The sequence below is a fragment of the Bradyrhizobium sp. USDA 4502 genome, from assembly GCF_054063355.1.
Map to the genome: position 1 here is coordinate 1,442,286 of NZ_JBSSGF010000001.1, position 16,088 is coordinate 1,458,373.

The following is a 16,088-nucleotide window of genomic DNA, read 5'->3' on the forward strand; positions in this document are numbered from 1 at the left end:
CCCCTGCGACCGTCCGTCTCCCTCACTTGTTCGTCACTTTATCGCCCACTGATGCGGTTTATACCGGCCATTCGTGGCCGTTCCTGTGGTTTGGAACCTCCTCGCCGTCCCGTCGAGGAAGATAACCAAAACAACATTAGATCGGTCCCGGGAACTCCGCTACAGAGCGGGCGTTTTCGGCCATGCTTCCCCGAGATAGAAAGAAACGAAGTGCTGACAAATATTGTCGTCTCCGTTGTTAGAACCTGTACGCGTTTTGCCCTTCCGGTTGTGATTATCTCTGTCCTGTTGTCGATCGGCGCCGGCTTCTACACGGCCCGCAACTTCTCGATCAACACCGACATCAACAAGCTGATCTCGCCGGATCTCGATTGGCGCAAGCGCGACAACCAGTTCGAGGAAGCATTTGATCGCGAGCGGCTGATCCTGGCGGTGGTCGAGGCAGCGACGCCGGAGCTGACCAGCTCGGCCGCGAAGGCGCTCACCGCGAAGCTGCAGGCCGACAAGAAGAACTTCGAAGCGATCACCGCGCTCGGCTCCGGCGAATTCTTCGAGAAGAACGGCCTCTTGTTCCTGCCGACCGAAGAGGTCGGCAAGGTCGCGGGCCAGCTCGAATCGGCCGCGCCTCTGATCGAGATCATGGCCGGCGATCCCTCGATACGCGGCCTGACCGGCGCGCTCGAGACCGGCCTTGCCGGCGTCAAGCGCGGGCAGGTCAAGCTCGACAATGCCGCGCCGCCCTTCAACCTGATCTCCGAGACGGTCGAGACCGTCCTCGCCAAGGGCAACGCGACCTTCTCGTGGCGCGAGCTCACCAGCGACAAGCCGCTGACCGATTCGGACAAGCGCGCCTTCATCGAGATCAAGCCGATCATCGACTATTCGGCGCTGGAGCCGGGCAAGGCCGCGACCGATGCGATCCGCCAGGCGGCGGCCGATCTGAAATTCCCGACTGAATATCACGCGCGCGTTCGCCTGACCGGACCGGTGCCGATCGCCAACGAGGAATACGCCACCGTGCAGGACGGCGCGATCACCAACGGCATCGGCACCGTGGTGATCGTGCTGGTCATCCTCTGGATGGCGCTGCATTCCGGCAAGATCATCTTCGCCGTGTTCGTGAACCTATTCATCGGGCTTGCCATCACCACGGCGGTCGGCCTGATGATGGTCGGCTCGTTGAACCTGCTCTCGATCGCCTTCGCCGTGCTGTTCATCGGCCTCGGGGTCGACTTCGGCATCCAGTTCAGCGTCCGCTACCGCTCCGAGCGCTTCAAGAACGACAATCTGACGCTGGCGCTGGAAAACGCGGCGCGCCGCTCCGCGGTGCCGTTGTCGCTCGCCGCGATGGCGACCGCTGCCGGTTTCCTCTGCTTCCTGCCGACCGACTACAAGGGCATCTCGGAGCTCGGCAAGATCGCCGGCGCCGGCATGCTGGTGGCGTTCGTCACCAGCATCACGGTGCTGCCGGCGCTGCTCGATCTGCTCAATCCGCCCGGCGAGAAGGAGCCGGTCGGCTACGCCTTCCTGGCGCCGCTCGATAACTTCCTGGAGAAGCATCGCGTTCCGATCATCGTCGGCACGCTGCTGGTCACGGTCGCGGGCCTGCCGCTGCTCCATTACATGAAGTTCGACTTCAACCCGATCAATCTGCGCAATTCCAAGGTGGAATCGATCGCGACCTTCCTCGACCTGAGGAAGGATCCGAACACCGGCGCCAATGCGATCAATGTGATGACGCGCTCGGAAGCCGACGCCAAGAAGATCGAGGCCAAGCTCGAGAAGCTGCCGGAAGTCTCGCGCGTGATGTCGCTCGACAGCTTCGTGCCCGACGACCAGCCGGCCAAGCTGAAGCTGATCGCGCAGGCGGCCAAGACGCTCGGCCCCGCGCTCAACCCGGATTCGGTCGATCCGGCGCCGTCGGATCAGGAGAATGTCGAGTCGCTGAAGAGCTCGGTCGACGGCCTGCGCAAGACCGCGGGCGACGGCAAGGGGCCGGGTGCGCTGGCCGCGCGCCGGCTCGCCGACGCGCTGCAGAAGCTCGCCGATGCGAATGAGGCGACCCGCGACAAGGCGCAGGACGCATTCGTCGCGCCGATGAAGATCGTGTTCGATCAGCTCCGCAATACGCTGCAGGCCCAGACCGTCACGCTGCAGAACCTGCCGCCGGAACTCGTCAACAGCTGGAAGACCAAGGACGGCCTGATGCGTGTCGAGGTGGAGCCGAAGGGCGATCCGAACGACAACGACAATCTGCGCCGCTTTGCCGACGCCGTGCTCGCCGCCGAGCCGACCGCGATCGGCGGACCGGTCTCGATCCTGAAGTCGGGCGACGTCATCGTGAAGGCGTTCATCCACGCCGGCATTCTGGCGCTGGTCACGATCAGCCTGCTGCTGTGGCTCACGCTGCGCCGCGTCGTCGACGTGCTGATGACGCTGGTGCCGCTCCTCGTCGCCGGCATCGTCACGCTGGAGATTTGCGTCTTGATCGGGCTGCCGCTCAACTTCGCCAACATCGTCGCGCTGCCGCTGCTGCTCGGCGTCGGCGTGGCGTTCAAGATCTACTATGTCACGGCGTGGCGCCAGGGCAGGACGAATCTGCTGCAGTCGAGCCTGACACGCGCGATCTTTTTCAGCGCGCTGACCACGGCGACCGCGTTCGGCAGCCTGTGGCTGTCGAGCCATCCCGGCACCGCCAGCATGGGCAAGCTGCTGGCGCTCTCGCTGGTCACCACGCTCGCGGCGGTGTTGCTGTTCCAGCCGGCGCTGATGGGCAAGCCGCGCGAGGTCAAGGAGGAGGACATCGCCAACGACGTCACCTGACGCGTTGGCGATTCGCTGTCGAACCGGCTTGGCGGCAGGCGCCGCCGAGCCGCGATGTCAGCGGACGGTGTTCCCGCAGGTTTCCGCTAATGCGTCGGTCGCGCGATGTCGGGGAGCAGGCAGATATCGCCCACGGCGTCAGCCTGCGCATTGGCATTGCCCGGGGCCTGCTTTTGCCCCGGCTTGGTGGCCGGCGCCACGGCACCGGTGGTTTTCTGCGGTGCTGTTGACTTGGGCTGGGTGCCCTTCGCCGCCGGGCTGCCGGCGGCGCTCACCGGAATCGGCGGACCGACGCGGGTCCAGGTCTCGCCGCCGCACAGGAAGCCGAGCACGCAGCCCTGGATCTCGAGCTGATCGGTGCCGACGGGCTTGATGGTCGAGCTGTAGAGCTGTCCGTCCTTGGCGTTGTAGACCTGACCTTCCCACGCATCCGCGCCGGCCTTCTTCTTCATGTCGATCAGGATCGGCATGCCGAGCGTCGGCCTGCTCTGCTTCGCAGGATCAGGATTGTTCTTATCCTTGCCGCCTGGGGTTTTTTCCCAAGACACCGCACCCCACATGTTGCCATTACACTGGGCGACGCGGATGGTGGCGACACCGTCAGCGACCTTCCAGTCGCCGGTCGGATCCGCTGCAAGTGCCGGTGATAATACGGTGGCCAAAAATAAACCTGAAAAGGCTATTGTACGCGCGAAAGTTCTTGGGCAGTGCAACATGGTCCAAACCTGTGCTTAACTGGACGATCCGAGCGGGGGTCAAAACGCCGCTAGCGAGCGTTTTAAGTTGACGAGATGGCCATCAACCGACGTATGTAACGAATGGTAAGTTCCAATTTAGACGTTTCCGAGATTTTTGTGGAGCGCGAGGGGCAGCGCGGTGCCATGCACACGCGTCACCTCAACGAGCAGCTCGTTCGCGTTCTCAAGACCATCGGCTACGACGTCGGCTTCCAGAAGGGGCAAGGCCAATACCTCTTCGATCGTCAGGGGGCTCGTTACCTTGATCTATTGAGCGGATTTGGCGTTTTTGCGATTGGCCGCAATCATCCGGCCCTGCGCCAGGCGCTGAAGAGCGTGCTCGACGCCGATCTGCCCAATCTCGTGCAGCTCGATGTCTCGACGCTCGCCGGCGTGCTCGCGGAACGTCTTCTGGAACATGTTCCATATCTGGACAAGGTCTTTTTCGCCAATTCCGGCGCCGAAACCGTCGAAGCCGCGATCAAGTTCGCGCGCGGCGCGACCGGCCGCCCCGGTATCGTCTATTGCGGACATTCGTTCCACGGCCTGTCCTACGGCGCGCTGTCGCTGACGGATGATTCGAATTTCCGCGGCGGATTCGAGCCGCTGCTGCCGGGCTGCACCCCGATTCCCTTCAACGATCTCGAGGCGCTGGAGAAGGCGCTGTCGTCGCGCCAGGTCGGCGCGTTCATCGTCGAGCCGATCCAGGGCAAGGGCGTCAACATGCCCACCGACGAGTTCCTGCCCGGCGCGCTGGCGCTGTGCCGCAAGTACGGCACGCTGTTCATCGCCGACGAGATCCAGACCGGCATCGGCCGCACCGGAAAATTCCTCGCGATCGAGCATTGGGGCATCGAGCCCGACATGGTGCTGCTGGCGAAGGCGCTGTCCGGCGGTCACGTGCCGATCGGCGCGCTGCTGACGCGCAAGAACATCTTCGACAAGATCTTCAACCAGATGGATCGTGCGGTGGTGCACGGCTCGACCTTCGCCAAGAACGATCTCGCGATGGCCGCCGGCATTGCCACGCTCGACGTCATCAAGGCCGAGAAGCTTGTCGAGAACGCCGCCAAACGCGGCGCCGAGCTCCGTCTTGCGCTGACGCGCATGGTGCCCGGCTATGAGCTGATGAAGGAAGTCCGCGGCAAGGGCCTGATGATCGGCGTCGAGTTCGGTCCGCCGAAATCGCTGCGGCTCAAGGCGTCGTGGAATCTGCTGGAGACCGCCAACAAGGGCCTGTTCTGCCAGCTGATCACGGTGCCGCTGTTCAAGGATCACAAGATCCTGACCCAGGTCGCCGGCCACGGCCTCCACACCATCAAGCTGCTGCCGCCGCTCATGATCACCGAAGCGGACTGCACCTGGATCGAGAAGTCGTTCGACGACGTGATCGCCGGCAGCCACAAGGTGCCCGGCGCGATCTGGTCGCTCGGCAAGACGCTGGTCGACAACGCGGTGCGCAAGTCGGCGTAGGCCTCACGATGTAGCCCGGATGAAGCGAAGCGAAATCCGGGATTCTCACAACTGGCAAGACCGTTCCCGGATTGCGCTGCGCTGCATCCGGGCTACAAGATTTCACCCCTCCTTGTTGGCGCGCATCGCGCCCTCGAACTTGTCGCCGAACTCGCTCAGCTCGTCGGCGCCGAGATCACTGACCGCCCAGTAGTTCAGGCCGCGGTCGCTCCAGCGGCGGATGTTGAAGCCCTGCAGTGTCGAGATCTTCGCCGCCTTGCGTTCGGTGTTCGCGGTCTGCGCCACGAACAGGTTGATGACGTGCTGGCGCCGCTTGTAGACCACGGCGCCGATCTCGCGGGCGTTGACGTAGTCGAGCCGGCCGCCGATCAGCGTGAAGCCCTGCGCGGTGAGATCGATCACCGGCGGCGAGACGTCGAGCTTGCCGTTGAACCAGGGCTTGACCGTGTGCTGATCCGTCGAGATCACGTCGGTGAGGTGGCCGGCCTGCAGCGAACGCAGATGCGCCGACACCACCTCGTTCTCGATGCGCTGCTCGTCATCGTTGCGCAGCACGATCGCGACAAGGCCGGTCGCTGCCATCGCCGACACCGCGGAGCCCAGCGCGAAGCCGCGCAGCACCGAGCGCCGGGTCGGCGCCGCCTGCGCTTGCGGTTGCGGCAGTGACTTCTCGATCTTGCGGCGCAGCTCGAGCGGCGCCTTGTAGCGCAAATCGCTCTCGGCGATCGCCTGGCGGATCTCCTGATACTCCTTCATGAGCGCGGCACAATGCGCGCACCCCTCGACATGGACTTCCACTTCGCGCGCATGGCCGGCGTCGAGTTCGCCGTCGATCAGCGCGTGGATCAGCACTTCGGCTTCCTCGCAGGTCATTTCGCTTGCTCCTGTTCCGCAAGCCAGGCCGATCGCAGCATGGCGCGGGCGCGCGCGAGGCGGGACATCACGGTGCCGACCGGCACGGCGGCGACATCGGCGATCTCGCGGTATGAAAGATTCTGGATTTCCCTGAGAACGAAGGTCTCGCGGAACGGCTCGGCAAGCGCCGCGACCAGCTTGCGCACGGTCTCGCCGTCGAAGCGGCGCAGCAGCTGCTTTTCCGGGGTCTCCGGGGCTTCATTCCACAGTGGGGTCTGCTCGCCGCCTTCGGGCAACTCCTCGACCGCGGTCGGGGCGGTCTTGCGCCTTGCATATTCGGCCCGGCAGACATTGCGCAGGATCGCGAACAGCCACGGCTTCATCGCAGGTCCGCGGTAGCTGTCGAAATGCTTGTAGGCGCGCAGATAGCATTCCTGCACCGCATCCTCGGCGTCGGCGGTATCGCGCAGCAGATAGCGGGCCAGCGTATAGGCGTCGTCAAGGTACGGCAGCGCGGCCTCGCGGAAGCGCCGCGCCTTTTCGGGATCGTCTTGCGACGCGTTGACAACCATCGTGTCCTGCCCGGCATGTCGAGAGACGGCTCGTGCCCGGCCGGGAGCGGAGGGCCACCGGCCGGGCATGGTTGTGATTGTATGGGTTGTCACGTTACCCAACCTTGACACTGCCTGTCATGTGCGGATGCAGCGAGCAGAAATACTTGTACTCGCCGGGCTCCGTGAAGGTGAAGGAGAAGGTGCCGTCGGTATCCATGGTCTTGGAGCGGAATTTGCCCGCGCACACCACGGTGTGCGGGATGTCGTCGCGGTTGGTCCAGGTCACGGTCGTGCCGACCTTCACGTCAAGCTGGGGCGGGGTGAACGAGAAGTTGTCGATGTGAACCGCGGTATCTTCGGCGCGGGCCGCCGTGACCGGCAGCAGCATGGTCGCGACCACGGCGATCCCGAAGTCGCGTCGATTGATCGAACTCATCGGTCTTGTCCCTCAGCCTTGCAGCGGCGTGTCGATGATCGCCAGCGGCTGGCTGTTCTGCTTGAAGTTGATGCTGGCGACGCCGAGCATGCTGCGCAGCTTGGCATCCTCCACCTTCATCGGGCCGGGCGAGGGGGCGGAGCCCGGCGCCGGCTGCGGGAAGGCGGTCGAACGCGCGGTGTGGAAGGTGACGTTGCCCTCGACCTTCTGCATCACCTGGTGGATGTGGCCGTTGAGCACTGTGACCGAGCCGAAGCCCTTGACGTATTCCAGCGCACGGGCGCCGTCCTCGGTGCCCCAGCCCCATTGCGGATAGACCGTCCACAGCGGGATGTGGGCGAACAGCACGATCGGCGTCGACTTCGAGCGGACCTTGAGGTCGTTCTCCAGCCATTCGAGCTGCTCGTTGCCGAGATTGCCGAGGCCGCCGCCCTTGAGGTCGACGACGTTGACGAGGCCGATGAAATGCACGCCGCCGGCATCGAACGAATAGTAGCCCGGACCCTTGGTGCCGCGGCCGTAGCGCTCCTTGTAGAGCTTGACCTCCTCGTCGATGAAATCGTGCTCGCCCGGCACGTAGTGCACGTCGAGCTTGGCCTGCGAGATGATGCGATCGGCGTCATCGAATTCGGATGCCTTCGACAGATGCGTGATGTCGCCGGTGTGGATCATGAAGGACGGCTTGACCTGCATCGCCCGGACCTTGTTGATGGCCTCTTCCAGCGTGCCGATGGCGTTCGGGTTGGCCGGCTTGTCGAAGCCGACATGACTGTCGCTGATCTGCATGAAGGTCATGCCGGGCGCAGCTTCCGCAGCCGCGGCCGAGCCGACGATGCCGAGCGAATGCGGCACGCCGCCGGTGACGGTCCACAGCACGCCGGTGCCGGCCCAGGTCATGCATTCCAGCACCTTGCGTCGGCTGACGCCTTTTTCCTCATCGCGACGGTCGTGATCGTGTCCGCTCATGGCAAGTCTCCCGTGGGCCCAGGGATTGGGTTTCCGGGGAGGTGATCGGCGGGGCTGGGGCTTTATTCCCGAGGCCTGGGCGGGGCCGAGGGCAGGGATGACGATTTCGTGAGGTGCGACGCCGGCCCGCATGATCGGCAGGCGCAGGGGACCGCGCGACAGCTCGACGCAAGGGCAAGATGCGCAATTGAAGCATTGCTGCTCGCAGCGTTATCGATCCGGCAAACCACTGATCGAGCGGAGGAAAACATGGCTGACGTCACCGGCGGCTGTCACTGCGGCGAGATCCGTTACGAGGTGACCGGCGAACCGGTCGTCCATGCTTTGTGCCACTGCACCGATTGCCGGCGCCACGCCGGCGCGCCGATGGTTGGCTGGATCATGGTTGCCGAGGACATGGTCAAGGTGACCAAGGGGCAGCCCAGGATCTACCGATCCTCGGAGCATGGCCGGCGGCACTTCTGCGCGAACTGCGGCAGCGGACTTTTCTATACCAATGGCAACATGCTACCCGGGTTCATCGACATCCAGAGCGGCACCTATGACGATCCCGACGCGGTGCCGGCCACGATGCATATCCAGGTCGCGGAGCGGCTGCGCTGGATGGAGGATGCGCATGAGCTGCCGACCTTCGACCGGTTTCCGCCGCCGGAATGACCGGGTTGATGAACGCGGCGCTTTCCGGCGACGCGGCTATGCGCGCCGCGCCCGCAACATAGATGGACGGTTGCAATACGGCGTTTTCCTTTTTGGCGGCTGCGCGTGACGCTCGCGTTGGTCGAGCGTCCATTTCACGCACAAACCAGCGCGCAGCTGTTCGCCTGCGTGCGCTTGGCCTTATTCGTCTTCGTCGTCCGGACCGCCACGCTGCTCGATCGCGTTTCGCACGCCGCGCATGACGGCGAACGACACGAATGCCATCCTTCGCTTCTGATCATCGCTCAATGTCTTGTAGAGCGGCTCCCAGGCATCGGAGAGCTTCTTGAGATCGGTCCCGCGCTGAATCAGCCGGTCGGCCCTGCGTTGCATCATCTCGACCGGATTGCTTCCACCAAGGGCTTCCATCGGTCCGTTCTCCTGGAGTTCGGCAATTCGCTCCAACCGAGCCTGCCGGTTTTTCGCTCGCGCACGGATGGCATCCTCGATGGCCGGCCAGTATTTCTCCTGATCGGGTGTCAGCTGCAAGGCGGCCTTGACGATGCCGACACGCATGTCCGTCAGGCTCTTCAGATCGGCTGCACTGGGTTGCGCGGCTCCGACCGTCGTGGATGTCTCTGCTGCAAACGCGAGAGACGAGGTCGTCACCAAAAATTGCAATCGCTGCGACAGCTGCGTTCCTCGTCATTGTAAGCTCCTGAGCTGGTCATCAAGGATGTCCGCGAGAGCAACCACAATCACGTCAGCCACGGGTTGATCTAGGTCAAGCGGGAGAGGGAGCCGGAAAATATGGACGCGCTTCTGACCGTTCGGGAAGTTCCGTGAGGCTCCGGATCGGTTGGTCCGGCTCAAGCCATGACCGGCGCGACGGCGGCGCTGGATTGTTGAGCTAGATCAAGGTTACGCTGCCTGCGGTGTTCAGAAACTGCCGTCGAACTCATTTCGACCGGGCTGCACCATGCACCTTCTGCTCAAGGAAATTCGACATAATCCACTGCTCTGGATGCTGGTCTTCGTACCGATCGTGCTGGCGGTCGAGACGGCAGCTCCGTCCGCCCACACCGCCCTGTTTGTGCTCGCCGTCCTGGCCATCGTGCCGTTGGCCGCCCTTCTCAGCCACGCGACGGAGAGCGTCGCAGAGAAAACCGGTGACGCAGTCGGAGGCCTGCTCAACGCAACTTTGGGCAATCTGACCGAGCTGATCATCGCGATCGCTGCGCTGCATGCCGGAGAGTACATGCTGGTCAAGGCATCGATCGCTGGTGCGATCGTCACCAATTCACTCTTCATGCTCGGCGCATCGTTCCTGCTCGGTGGGCTCCGCCATCACGTTCAGGAGTATAATCGGGCCGGCGGGAGGATGTACGCAGCGCTGCTGCTGATGGCCACGATTGCGTTGCTTGCGCCCTCGGCTGTTGCCGACCTCGATCCGGCGCGCGGCGAGGCCATGGCGCTGGCTCTCAGTACGGGCCTCGCTGTGCTGCTGATATGCGCCTATGGGCTCGGCTTGCTGTTCTCGCTCAAGACACACAAGGAGCTGTTCGCAAGCGAGGAGCATGGCGAAACCGGCGGCGCCGGCTGGCCGATCGGACTTGCGTTAGGCACCCTTCTCGTCGTCACGGTGCTGGTTGCACTGGTCAGCGAAATATTCGTTAGCTCGGTGCAGAAAGCGGGCGAGACGCTGGGATTGAGCCCGGCGTTCGTCGGTTTCATCATCGTCGCGCTGGTCGGCGCCGCGGCAGAAATGGCGGTCGCGTTTTCTGCGGCGCGCAAGAACCGTCTCGATATGAGCGTTAGCATCGCGCTCGGCAGCGCGTCTCAAATCGCCTTGTTTGTCGCGCCGGCGCTGGTGCTTCTGAGCTACGTCGTCGGTCCGAAGCCGATGGATTTGCAGTTCTGGCCGGGCGCCGTGACGATGGTCATGATCGCCTCCGTGACGTCCTGCTTCATCACCAACAGCGGACGGTCGGCATGGTTTATCGGCGCCTTGCTCGTGCTCATCTATGTGATTTTCGCCATGACCCTGTACATGGTGCCACCTGGATCGCACGGCCCGGTTTGATCAACGGCGAGCGTTGCCGGCACCAATCCGGACGAGGGCGCGTGTTCTTCGTCGCGTTCACGCGGACCCCTGATGGCTTTAGAGCGGTAGCTCGCTCTGACCGCGCGTCCAGTCGATGATGTCGATCTGGAGCCCCCGTTTCAGAATCTCGGCCTCAAGATTGCTGGCATGCCGCTTCCATTCGGCCGTCGACCGGACCCGGAATTTTGGATCTTCACCGTTTGCCTCGAACTCATCGTCGGCTTCGAGCGCGCCGCGAACAGCCTCGTACATCATCTTAAGGCTCGCGTCGGTGAAGGCGTCGTACTCCATCGAGCCGTCTCCTTGGAAAAGCAAAATTCAAGGGACCGCCACGATAGCGATCATGGCGTCTCTTTGCGATCGATCCATTCAAAATGGACATGCCGATGCCTGACCGAAGCTCGACAGCGAGCCGGTGCGGTGCAACCGCATGTCCATCCATTGCAGCTCAGCCGGATCAATACTGCGGGCAGACCATTTGCCCGTATTCATTGTAGTAGCAGCTTTGGTTGCCGTAGTAGCCATAGGCGCCATACGCGCCGGCTGCGGCTGCAGCGCCGACGGCGGCAGCACCATAACCCCAGCCCGGCCGATAGTAGCCTCTGCCGTAGCCGGCATAGCCGGCGACCGGGCGGCCAGGGCGCCCTGCAATCGGTCGACCGGGATAGCCCGGACGCCCTGCAATCGGTCGGCCACCTGGACGGCCGGCAACGCGATATCCTCCACCGTGAACTCTTCCGCCGCCTACATGCATGCCACCGCCACGCATCCCGCCGCCGTGAAAGCCGCCTCCGCCGCCGCGGAAGCCGCCGCCTCCTCCGCGACGGGCATAGGCGTCATCAGGAATCAGGCAGACAGCGACGAGAACCAGAGCCGCCAGAGCGGCGAGGATGCAACGAAGCATGGCGTGTCCTCCCTATGGGACAATTTGCGAACGGCGACACTGCGACAATTTCGCCTCGCGAGATTGACGTAGATCAACGGAATGCAGCAGGGCGCGCATTCCAAAAGGGTCAGGCAGCTGTCATCAACCCCAGGCACAATCTGTACTTTGCTGCCGAAGCATCTTGCCTGGAATGCGAACGTGAGTTCCATGGCATTTGCTTTTCGCCTCAGTCAGGCGACAGCCATCGTTTCATTGCCGAGTTCACCTGGTGTTTTTACGTCCTGCGGAACGCAGCCAAGAGGATCAACGTGCGCAAAGCGGATGTGACGTGCGCGTGCTGTGGCGCAGGTTTCCGGCGGTTGGAGCTATGGTCCGAACCTGGCACCAAAGGTGAGTATCGCTGTCCCGTTTGCGACTACTTGCTCGAGGCCTTCGATGGCACCAACCTAATCGCCTATCGGCTGACGATCCAGCCGGTGCGCGCGCCGGTCTCCTCGGCGAAGCTGTTCGACGATCAACAATAGCCGGACGATTGGTTGCCGCGAGCGCGCTTCGGTTTCTGAGGCAACGGCTGACGCCATGACTGTTTGGCCGTGTCACTGCACCGATTGGCGCAGCATCCCGGCGCGCCGATGGCCGACCCGGTGATGGCCGCAGAGGACGCAGTCAAAGTGACCGGAGCAGAACTACCTGTCGTAGGAGCACGGTCGGGGGCGGGTCGCTCGCACCCTCGTCGGATGGTCTCGGTGCTTGCTTGCTCGGGCGGCCGGGGCGCCGGCTAGTTCTTGACGGCATACAGAGGCGTTCTGAACGTCAGTTGATAGGCCGGTTTCGGCACCCACATGATTTCGGCTGTGACGCCAAACAGTCGGTTGTCATTATCGTCCACGCGGTCGAGATCGAACCGCACGATCGGTTGCGCAAAGGGCTGAATCGATGCGAGGTTCAGAAGCTGCGCGCCCTCGAAGGATTGCACGCCCACGCGGCCGGTAAATTTCCAATTGTTCGGCCATTGATAGTAGCCGCCGACATAGGCAATCGTGTTGGGGTTGATCCTTCCCAGCGCACCGTCGACGTCGGTTCGCGTGTATTGGAAACCGCTGAGGAAGCCTCTGGTCTCATCGGAATCGAGCGCATAGTCAAATTCGAGAATGCGGTTGAAGGAGGTTGTGCTCAGTGGACCATCGGGAATCGACTTTGTGATAGTCGACTGCAGCGTCACGGTAGGAAAGGTTCCACCGTTCTGCTCGTAAAGGTCGGCCTGGAAGCCGATGTTCCAGCTTGTGATTTGAAGGGACGAAAAGCCGGAGCTTCCAAAGCTCGTCGAACTGCCGGAGACGCCGGCATAGAGCGAGGCGCTCTCGGTGACATCGACCGTCAGCGGAAAATCCATATTGAGGGATTTCGCTGCTGGCAGGCCGACCGGAGATGCCGCGCCGCCTGATGTCGCAAGCGTCTGCGTATTGAACAGCGTCGGATGGCCAAAGCCGAACGCGAGCGATCCTGCCGGAACCTGTGCGTAGATCGTCCTGAGGTCGAGATAGATCGTCGGCACCGAAGCATTGGCAAGGCCATCATCGTTTGCGGCAAAGGCCTGCGCAACCGGGACGGCGATGAGCAGCGCGCACAATGCCGCGCTCAAGATCGATCCGGGAGCCAGGAGCCCCGCGTTGTTACGTGGCGGCGCGTTCAAGGCGAGAACCTTCCCTAGGCGCGGCGATTGCCATTGGATCGGGAGGCAGGCCGATCGATCGTGGCTTGTCCGTTCCTCGACCTCTGCCGAAACTCCCGTGGGGTGCAGCCGGAAATCCGGCGGAAAGCCCGCGTGAAGTGGGCAGGGTCGGCATAGCCCGACGAGAATGCAACGTCGATGATCTTGATTTCTGTGCGGCCCAGAAGCTTGGCCGCATTGTTGAAGCGAGCCTGCTCAAGCAGACCCGAATATGTCAGACCAGCGAGCGAAAGCCTCCGCTGCAGACTCCTGGTGCTCACGCCCATCATCTCGGCGGCCTGCATGATCGTCAGGCCTCCTTGATCAAGGTAGGAGGGCAAGCTTAGCTTCAGTGCGCTGACGACGTCCTTTCCGAATGACTGCGGCTCGTGATCGGCGGGCGTCGGCCGAACGTCGCTTGCGGGATTTGCAAGACTGAGGAGTTCTACCGGCACTTCGATCCATGACGCCTTTTGACCCGACATGAAGCGCGTGTTCGGCCAATGCGACTGGACCTCCGGGCTCGGCGTGTAGAGTGCTTCAAACGCAATCACTCTCGGAGACCAACTGATCCCGGCGAACTGACGGACGATGTGCAGGACGAATATGTTCTGAAGCCACTGGGATATCTCAAGATGGGAAATGCCCTCCGTTCCAATAAGCTTGCTGCAAATCTTCAAACTCTCGCCGCTTGGCTCGAGCCATAGTTGGAGGATCGTATCTTCGCACGGCGCCCACCGGCATATTTGCTGCAGGGCAACCAGAAGCGTTGGCGCATGGCGCACCCGCGCCCGCATGGCTTCGCTCAAATGTTCGAACGAGAGTCGTTGGGCTGCGCGAAAGGCAATTTCCGATAGGCCCTGCTTTTGCTGAGCGGCCGTCGCGAACCGAACCGCCGGCAGCAAAGGCACGTAATGATCCGCTTTTTCTTCAAAGGACGTCGGGAGTTGAAATCTGGCGAGAAGTGCTGCCGTCGGGCCGCCTATTTCAGAATGGAGCTCAGCGAACGGGATCAGAAATTGACAACGGGTCAATGGAATGACGGTCATTACTACCTACCCAAGAAGTTTTGCCGCGATCGCAGCTTAGCAGGCCGGAACTCGTCTTGCGTTGTCTTTATCGCGAAACCTGCTGCGACGAATTCCGATTGGCGAAAGTTTTGGCGGCTGATGGCCAGATCGGTGGACGAAGCTGCTTTATCTTGAAGCGTCGTTTCTCTTGCAGGAGCACGGGCTTCACGCCTCAAACCAACCGATGAGAGCTGTCCGATTGCCTTCAGCCCAGGCGGTCCGCGCAGTCATTGTCGCGTCGCTGCGACACGGTGACGCAACTCTTGATAGCACCGCTCACGCCCTCAAGATCAGCTCGCGCACGTTGCAGCGACACCTTGGTCGCCTGGGCACCAGCCACAGCGAAATGCTTGCGGAAGTTCGCTTGAACATCGCTTGCTGCTTGCTCGCAGACTCAAGCAAGCGGCTGTCGGAAATCGCGAAATTCGTCGGCTACAGCAACGCCAGCAGCTTCAGCCGCAGGTTCGTGCGTTTGATGAAAATCCAACCTATCGTTTACAGGCAGCGGCAACTTGCCGATCGGCAGGGCCAAGCGGGCCATCGCAAGAGATCCCACGCCGCTGGGCCATGACAATTCCGATCATTGGCGCGAAATGGCAAGACGCGCGATTTGAATTGGCGCGAAATGCTTAGCGAAGCTGATTGCCGAGATTGCGCTCCCCAAAGGAATAACAAACATGACCCTTCGCTCAGCTCTGTTGGTATTTTGCGTCGCCGGATTGATTGCCGCTCCCCATAAGGTGCTTTCCCAAACTGCACCCGAGAACAAACCACACGTACCGCTCGAGAAGTCGATAGGTCAGGCAAAGCCGGAAGTCGTGCCATCGCTCTTCGTCCTCAACTCGCGCGGTGCGAGCTTGAAGGACGGGAAGCTTGTGCTGACGGGGGTTTCACCGAATGCGATCGTGTTCGCCGATCGGCCCGTGAGGGCAGCCGGTCATGATCTCACATCGCGCATTGTCGAGGATTGGGGCAATGGCAGTGACAATTTCGCAAAGGACCCTCCAAACGCCACGGTGTCCGGGTTCAGGAAAGACGGATCATCGGTAGCGGACGCCGTCGTCGTCTTGAAATCGCCCAAGCTCGAAGGCGACAGGCTGACTTTCGATGTCGATATGCTCGAAGGCGACCTTGCGGGGGCTGATGGACCGGCGTCGATCTTTATCGACATCATCGGTCGTCCATTCACGCCGCTGTCTTTTGCCGGCGTTGCCCGCCGCACCGCCTGGCGAGGTGCTTACTACCGCGGCGCTGCAGTCGCGGGTGCGGCCGCACTTGGAGCTGCGGCAGCCTATCCGTACTATGCCCCCCGATGCGGATACTATCCTTATCCGCCTTGTTACTGAGCAACGCGACCGTCGCGTCGAAGCCGCTGGGCCGACAGGTGGAAGATCGGCCGCGATCTAAGCCGGGCACGCGAGCTCACAGGAGAGCATCATGAGACGAACCGCTATGATCGCAGCATCGCTGATCGTCGCCGGCATTCAGTCGGCGCACGCGCAGACAGACCTCAGCGCCTACGCCAACGCCGAAGGCTATCTGGACGTTCAGAAGCTGACCTGCGCGCAACTCGCCGGAACATGGCAGGGAGACGCCGATCTTCTCACTGCCTGGTACAGCGGTTGGTACAACGGGCTTGCGCGCAAGCACTACCTCGACATCAAGAAGTCCCGCGAGGCCGAGCACGAAGTGATTCAACATTGCAAGGCTCATCCTGATCAACTCATCATCGAGGCGATCGCGGCGGTCTTCAAGGATATGAGAGCGGCGCTCGGGATCAGGATGCAGCCCTGACCCGCGGGATCGGACACCTTTTACGGCAGGCCGACAGTCGGAG

The 16,088-nt window shown here is 62.3% G+C and carries 18 protein-coding genes; 8 read left to right on the forward strand and 10 right to left on the reverse strand.

The annotated features are described in order from the left end of the window. Positions 1–210 precede the first annotated feature (210 nt). Positions 211–2,823: a hopanoid transporter HpnN gene (hpnN, locus tag ACVW1B_RS06400; RefSeq protein ID WP_310880720.1), complete on the forward strand. Its 2,613-nt coding sequence runs from the start codon at positions 211–213 to the stop codon at positions 2,821–2,823. 86 nt (positions 2,824–2,909) lie between these two features. Here hpnN and ACVW1B_RS06405 read toward each other — a convergent pair whose 3' ends face one another. Then, a complete protein-coding gene (locus ACVW1B_RS06405) occupies positions 2,910–3,539 on the reverse strand; it encodes a DUF2147 domain-containing protein (protein ID WP_057015690.1) in 630 nt (209 codons plus the stop codon). Positions 3,540–3,641: 102 nt separating this feature from the next. Between ACVW1B_RS06405 and hpnO the strand changes: the two genes are divergently transcribed. Beyond that, positions 3,642–5,033, forward strand: a complete 1,392-nt coding sequence (hpnO, locus tag ACVW1B_RS06410; RefSeq protein ID WP_050387129.1) for an aminobacteriohopanetriol synthase HpnO — start codon at positions 3,642–3,644, stop codon at positions 5,031–5,033. Between the two features lie 102 nt (positions 5,034–5,135). Here hpnO and ACVW1B_RS06415 read toward each other — a convergent pair whose 3' ends face one another. The 4 genes from ACVW1B_RS06415 to ACVW1B_RS06430 form a co-directional block, all read right to left on the reverse strand. After that, positions 5,136–5,906 carry an anti-sigma factor family protein gene (locus tag ACVW1B_RS06415; RefSeq protein WP_057015688.1) on the reverse strand — a complete coding sequence of 257 codons (771 nt, stop codon included), beginning with the start codon at positions 5,904–5,906 and terminating at the stop codon, positions 5,136–5,138. Beyond that, complete coding sequence (locus ACVW1B_RS06420; RefSeq protein ID WP_456821362.1) at positions 5,903–6,460, reverse strand: sigma-70 family RNA polymerase sigma factor; 558 nt, start codon at positions 6,458–6,460, stop codon at positions 5,903–5,905. Before ACVW1B_RS06420 ends, ACVW1B_RS06415 begins: the two co-directional genes overlap by 4 nt. A gap of 94 nt (positions 6,461–6,554) precedes the next feature. Further along, positions 6,555–6,878: a cupredoxin domain-containing protein gene (locus ACVW1B_RS06425; RefSeq protein WP_028338682.1), complete on the reverse strand. Its 324-nt coding sequence runs from the start codon at positions 6,876–6,878 to the stop codon at positions 6,555–6,557. 12 nt (positions 6,879–6,890) lie between these two features. After that, entirely contained in the window at positions 6,891–7,844 is a 954-nt protein-coding gene (locus ACVW1B_RS06430; protein WP_456821363.1) for a metallophosphoesterase family protein, read from the reverse strand. Between the two features lie 249 nt (positions 7,845–8,093). Here ACVW1B_RS06430 and ACVW1B_RS06435 point away from each other — a divergent pair, with 249 nt between their 5' ends. Then, complete coding sequence (locus tag ACVW1B_RS06435) at positions 8,094–8,501, forward strand: GFA family protein (protein ID WP_076833057.1); 408 nt, start codon at positions 8,094–8,096, stop codon at positions 8,499–8,501. A 180-nt stretch (positions 8,502–8,681) separates the two neighbouring features. Here the strand turns inward: ACVW1B_RS06435 and ACVW1B_RS06440 are convergent, their stop codons facing one another. After that, entirely contained in the window at positions 8,682–9,056 is a 375-nt protein-coding gene (locus tag ACVW1B_RS06440; RefSeq protein WP_411782445.1) for a Spy/CpxP family protein refolding chaperone, read from the reverse strand. A 403-nt stretch (positions 9,057–9,459) separates the two neighbouring features. On the opposite strand from ACVW1B_RS06440, the gene cax reads away from it, so the two are divergent. Then, positions 9,460–10,563 carry a calcium/proton exchanger gene (gene cax, locus ACVW1B_RS06445; protein ID WP_225163363.1) on the forward strand — a complete coding sequence of 368 codons (1,104 nt, stop codon included), beginning with the start codon at positions 9,460–9,462 and terminating at the stop codon, positions 10,561–10,563. 78 nt (positions 10,564–10,641) lie between these two features. Here the strand turns inward: cax and ACVW1B_RS06450 are convergent, their stop codons facing one another. After that, positions 10,642–10,875: a hypothetical protein gene (locus tag ACVW1B_RS06450; RefSeq protein WP_028331701.1), complete on the reverse strand. Its 234-nt coding sequence runs from the start codon at positions 10,873–10,875 to the stop codon at positions 10,642–10,644. A gap of 166 nt (positions 10,876–11,041) precedes the next feature. After that, entirely contained in the window at positions 11,042–11,488 is a 447-nt protein-coding gene (locus ACVW1B_RS06455; RefSeq protein ID WP_456821364.1) for a hypothetical protein, read from the reverse strand. Positions 11,489–11,502: 14 nt separating this feature from the next. Here ACVW1B_RS06455 and ACVW1B_RS06460 point away from each other — a divergent pair, with 14 nt between their 5' ends. Next, positions 11,503–11,994 (forward strand): hypothetical protein, encoded by a 492-nt coding sequence (locus tag ACVW1B_RS06460; RefSeq protein ID WP_456781165.1) that lies wholly within the window; start codon positions 11,503–11,505, stop codon positions 11,992–11,994. A 254-nt stretch (positions 11,995–12,248) separates the two neighbouring features. On the opposite strand, the gene ACVW1B_RS06465 is transcribed toward ACVW1B_RS06460, so the two are convergent. Both ACVW1B_RS06465 and ACVW1B_RS06470 read right to left on the reverse strand, forming a co-directional pair. Beyond that, on the reverse strand, positions 12,249–13,115 hold the full coding sequence (locus ACVW1B_RS06465) for a hypothetical protein (protein WP_456823005.1): 867 nt from the start codon (positions 13,113–13,115) through the stop codon (positions 12,249–12,251). A 62-nt stretch (positions 13,116–13,177) separates the two neighbouring features. After that, positions 13,178–14,230: a helix-turn-helix domain-containing protein gene (locus ACVW1B_RS06470; RefSeq protein WP_456781164.1), complete on the reverse strand. Its 1,053-nt coding sequence runs from the start codon at positions 14,228–14,230 to the stop codon at positions 13,178–13,180. 205 nt (positions 14,231–14,435) lie between these two features. Here ACVW1B_RS06470 and ACVW1B_RS06475 point away from each other — a divergent pair, with 205 nt between their 5' ends. The 3 genes from ACVW1B_RS06475 to ACVW1B_RS06485 all read left to right on the forward strand — a co-directional run bounded on the left by ACVW1B_RS06475 (position 14,436) and on the right by ACVW1B_RS06485 (position 16,045). Next, the gene (locus ACVW1B_RS06475) at positions 14,436–14,822 is read left to right on the forward strand and encodes a helix-turn-helix domain-containing protein (RefSeq protein ID WP_456781163.1); all 387 of its coding nucleotides are present in this window, start codon (positions 14,436–14,438) and stop codon (positions 14,820–14,822) included. A gap of 106 nt (positions 14,823–14,928) precedes the next feature. Beyond that, a complete protein-coding gene (locus ACVW1B_RS06480) occupies positions 14,929–15,597 on the forward strand; it encodes a hypothetical protein (protein ID WP_225163358.1) in 669 nt (222 codons plus the stop codon). 106 nt (positions 15,598–15,703) lie between these two features. Further along, on the forward strand, positions 15,704–16,045 hold the full coding sequence (locus tag ACVW1B_RS06485) for an HdeA/HdeB family chaperone (RefSeq protein WP_057015680.1): 342 nt from the start codon (positions 15,704–15,706) through the stop codon (positions 16,043–16,045). Positions 16,046–16,088: the final 43 nt, after the last annotated feature.